Origin of the sequence: Streptomyces sp. CLV115 (assembly GCF_038448545.1) — a bacterium.
GTDB lineage: Bacteria > Actinomycetota > Actinomycetes > Streptomycetales > Streptomycetaceae > Streptomyces > Streptomyces sanglieri.
Window position 1 is genome coordinate 1 of sequence record NZ_JBCEWQ010000294.1, and the last position, 4418, is coordinate 4418.

3 protein-coding genes are annotated in these 4418 nt (G+C 71.9%); 1 reads left to right on the forward strand and 2 read right to left on the reverse strand.

The genetic code is table 11. The features are described from left to right. Positions 1 to 177: 177 nt before the first annotated feature. The gene (gene pepN / locus AADR41_RS41375; protein ID WP_342287565.1) at positions 178 to 2682 is read right to left on the reverse strand and encodes an aminopeptidase N; all 2505 of its coding nucleotides are present in this window, start codon (positions 2680 to 2682) and stop codon (positions 178 to 180) included. A gap of 79 nt (positions 2683 to 2761) precedes the next feature. Next, positions 2762 to 3406 carry an SMI1/KNR4 family protein gene (locus AADR41_RS41380; protein ID WP_342287567.1) on the reverse strand — a complete coding sequence of 215 codons (645 nt, stop codon included), beginning with the start codon at positions 3404 to 3406 and terminating at the stop codon, positions 2762 to 2764. Between the two features lie 53 nt (positions 3407 to 3459). Here AADR41_RS41380 and AADR41_RS41385 point away from each other — a divergent pair, with 53 nt between their 5' ends. Then, positions 3460 to 4287, forward strand: a complete 828-nt coding sequence (locus AADR41_RS41385) for a PP2C family protein-serine/threonine phosphatase (RefSeq protein ID WP_342287568.1) — start codon at positions 3460 to 3462, stop codon at positions 4285 to 4287. The last annotated feature ends 131 nt before the right edge of the window (positions 4288 to 4418 follow it).

Below are 4418 nucleotides of genomic sequence, written 5' to 3' on the forward strand. Positions count from 1 at the left end.
CGAAAGGGGGACGGGTGGTGGGGTGTGGGGCGTTGCGGGGAGTTCCGGTGGTATGGGTGTGGCTCGGGATACGGGTGTGCCCGGCGTCCCCTGTGGTGGGGGCGCCCGGCACGGGTGGTGCGGGTGCGGGTCGGTGGCCCTGTGGGTCGGTGATTCCGCGGTCGGTGGGTCGGTGGGTCAGTGGGCCTTGCGTACGTCGAGGGCGCGGCGCAGGTCGTCGATCTGGTCGGTGAGCCTGCGGTGCAGGGCGGGGATGAGGGCGTGGTCGTCGAGGGCCTGTTCGCCGAGGTGGAGGTTCTGGGCGTCGACGGCGCAGGCCGGGAAGGCGTAGCGTCCGGCGGCGTCCGCGATGGCGGGGCCACGGCGGGCGGCGAGTGCGGCGGCCTCGGGGTAGTAGCGGGGTACGTAGTCCTGTACGAGGTCGGCCTGTTCGGGCTGCCAGAAGCCCTGGGCGACGGCGGTGAAGAGGTAGTTGGAGAGGCTGTCGTCGCTGAACATGGCCTGCCAGGCGGCGGCCTTGGCGTCGGGGGTGGGGAGGGCGGCGCGGCAGCGTGCGGCGCCTTCCTGTCCGGTGGCGCTGGGGTCCTGTTCGAGTTCGGCGGCGATGGTGGTCTCGTCGACGGCGCCGAGGACGGCGAGGCGGGTGAGGATGCGCCAGCGCAGTTCGGGGTCGAGTTCGGGTCCGCCGGGGACGGTGCCGTTGGTGAGCCAGTCCTGGATGGTGTCGGGCTGGGTGGCGGCGTCGATGAGGTGGCGTACGGCGACGAGGCGCAGGCCGGGGTTGTGGCCGTCCTCGGTGCGGCGGATGAGGTCGCGGCACAGGGCGGTGAGGGTGGCGAGGGCCGCGGGGCGGTCCTCAAGGCTCGCGTAGCGGTCCGCCACGTGGGTGGCGGCGAAGGCGAGTACTCCCTGGGCGAGGGCGAGGTCGGTCTCGTGCGGCAGGTGGGTGCGGGCTGCTTCGAGGTAGGTGGCGGGGGCCAGTTCGCCGTCGCGGACCATGTCGCGGGCGGTGTTCCAGATGACGGCGCGGGTCAGGGCGTCGGGGACGCCGGAGAGGCCGGTGACGACGGATTCCCAGGACCGGGTGTCGAGGCGGACCTTGGCGTAGCTGAGGTCGCCGTCGTTGAGGACGAGGAGTGCGGGGCGGTTGCCGGGGCGGGTGCCGGGGGTGCCGTGGTGGGGGACGTCGATCTCGAACCGTTCGCGCAGGACGAGCCGTTCGGTGCCGGTGGCGGTGTCCGGGGCCTGGTCGTAGGCGCCGACGGCGATGCGGTGGGGGCGGCTGCCGTTGTGGTCGACGGCGAGGGTCCAGGTGCCGTCGGACTCCTGGACGCGGGGGGTGAGGGTGTCGACGCCGGTGGTGCGCAGCCAGGCCTCGGCCCAGGCGTGGACGTCGCGGTCGGTGGCGGATGCGAGGTTGTCGATGAAGTCGGCGAGGGTGGCGTTGGCGAATTTGTGGCGGGCGAAGTGGGTGTTGATGCCGGCCAGGAAGTCCTTCTCGCCGAGCCAGGCGACGAGTTGGCGCAGGGCGGAGGCGCCCTTGGCGTAGGAGATGCCGTCGAAGTTGAGCATCGCGGACGCGGTGTCGGGGACGGCGTCCGGGTCGGGTGCGACGGGGTGGGTGGAGGGGCGCTGGTCGGCGTCGTAGCCCCAGCCCTTGCGGGCCACGCCGAAGTCGACCCAGGTGTCGGTGAAGCGGGTGGCTTCGGCGAGGGTCTGGTAGCCCATGTACTCGGCGAAGGACTCGTTGAGCCAGATGTCGTCCCACCAGGCGAGGGTGACGAGGTCGCCGAACCACATGTGGGCCATCTCGTGGGCGATGACCATGCCCCGGGTCTGGCGTTCGGTGTCGGTGACGGCGGAGCGGTAGACGAATTCGTCGCGGAAGGTGACGAGTCCGGGGTTCTCCATGGCGCCCGCGTTGAACTCGGGGACGAACGCCTGGTCGTAGGAGTCGAAGGGGTAGGGCTCGTCGAACTTCTCGTGGAAGCGGTCGAAGCAGGCCCGGGTGATGTCGAGGATCTCGTCGGCGTCCGTGTCGAGGTACGGGGCCAGGGAGCGGCGGCAGTGGATACCGAAGGGCAGTCCGGCGTGTTCGGTGGTCACGGAGTGCCAGGGGCCGGCGGCGACGGCGACGAGGTAGGTGGAGATGAGCGGGGTGGGGGCCAGGGTCCAGTGGCCGTCGCCGCGGTGTTCGGCGACGCTGTTGCCGAGGACGGTCCAGCCCTCGGGGGCGGTGACGGTGAGCGCGAAGACGGACTTGAGGTCGGGCTGGTCGAACGCGGCGAAGACGCGCTGGACGTCTTCCATGAAGAGCTGGGTGTAGACGTAGGTCTCGCCGTCGGTCGGGTCGGTGAAGCGGTGCATGCCTTCGCCGGTGCGGGAGTAGCGCATGGCGGCGTCGACGCGCAGTTCGTGGGTGCCGGGGGTGAGTGCGGTGAGGGGGAAACGGTTCTCGACGAGGTCGGCGGGGTCCAGGGGCTGTCCGTCGAGGCTGATCGAGCGCAGAGTGGCCGGCTTGAGTTCGACGAAGGTGTCTCCGGCCGCGGCGGCGGTGAACTGGATGACGGTGCGGGAGTCGAAGGTCTCCTCCCCTGCGGTGAGATCGAGGTCGATCGTGTACCGGTGTACGTCGAGGAACTGGGCTCGGGTCTGCGCTTCGTCGCGCGTCAGTACGGACATGTGTCCATGCTGCCGTACGCGGTGGGCGGACCGCAGGCGGGTTCTCGCACGGCTGAGCGGACTCCTTCGGGGCGGGTGGTCACTTCGGGTCGCCGCGGAAGCGGTGGTACTCGTCGTGCATGAGGTCGCGGAAGGAGCGGTGGCGGACCGCTCCGGGCAGCCAGTGGGCGAAGTACCAGGCCTCCCACTCGCCGTCGGGGGTGACGACGCGGGGGTTGAGCAGGTAGACGTCCAGTGCCCCGGGGGTGTGGCTGATCTTGAGCAGGTCGTTCAGGTACTCGGTCCGGATGGTCCAGGGTTCCTGCTGGTCGCCGTAGACGAAGTACTGCTCGTCGGGGAGGCCGTCCGGTTCCCTTCCGCCGGTCCAGCTCTCGATCAGCTCCGGGTCGAGGTCCCTGAGCCAGCCGATCTCTCGTACGGGAAGGAGCCGCCGGATCTCGCTCGTGGTGTCGAGCCATCCGTCGCTGGTCCGCAGGAACTCGCGGTAGCTGGGCGGGAGTACGGCGCCGAGCCGTGCTTCGAGCGCCGAGAGCTCCTGCGGTGTCGCTCCCGCCGATCCCAGCCATCGGGCCGCCCGCACCGCGTCCGGAAAGGGCTCGGAGCGCTCCTGCTCGTGCAGGACGGGGTCGAGCCATTCGTCGCTCCAGCGTTGGAGCAGTTCACGCCATGGGTGAGGAGTGGGGTGGAACTCGGTTGCGGGCTCGTCCCGTTCGGTGTCCGGCATGGCCGAACGGTACGCGGGGCCACTGACAGCCGCTCTGGCAGAATGCGCGGCTGATGAGCGAGATCACGAAGTGTGTCCTGTGCGGCGGGACGGTCGCTCCCGACGGTTGTTGCTGGGACTGCGGTGGCGCCCAGCCGTCGTTCCGTTCGCGGGTCGAGATCACGACGGGCAGTGGTGCGGCGGGGGTCAGTGACCGGGGCCGGCACCGGGGTGTCAACGCGGACGCGATGGCGCTGGCCACGGTCGGCGAATGGACGGCCGCGGTCGTCTGCGACGGGGTCTCCATGTCGCCGCGGTCGGAGCGGGCGGCCCGGGTCGCGGCCGGGGTCGGGCTGAACGTGCTGGTGGCCGGGTTGCGGGAGGGGGCGCTGCCGGAGTACGCGCTCGGCGACGCGGCCGTGCGGGCGGGGCGCGCCGTCGTCGGTCTCGCGGAGTCGGTGGCGGCCGCGCCCGCCTGTACGTTCGTCGCCGGTGTCGCGGGCCCCGAGGGTGTCTGGAGCGCCTGGATCGGTGACAGCCGTGCCTACTGGCTGCCCGATCAGGGGCCGGGGCGGGCGCTGACCGAGGACGACACGGGCGAGCACGGGGCGCTCTCCGCGTGGTTGGGGGCCGACGCCGGTGATCCGGCGCCGCGGGTGCGGAGCTACCGGCCCTCGGTGCCGGGCCGGCTGCTGCTGTGCACCGACGGGCTGTGGCGGTATCTGCCCGGCGCGGCCGCGTTGCGGGAGGTGCTCGGCCGTCGTCCGGCCGGTGGCGGTGTTCCGGAGGAGGCGCGGTCGCTGGTGGGGTACGCCCTGGAGGCGGGCGGGCACGACAACGTGACGGTGGTGCTGGTCCCCGTCGTACCGGGTCCGCCGGGTGTTCCGGTGGCCGGGGTGTAGCCGGGGCGGCTCGTGCAACCGTGCGGGCGGCCGTCGCGTCCCGCGTTGCGACGGGCGTCGCTGTCCGGTGCCGGGCGGGAGTGTCGAGCAGATGGGGTGGCTGGTGTCCGAAGTGGTGCGGGGGGTGGCCG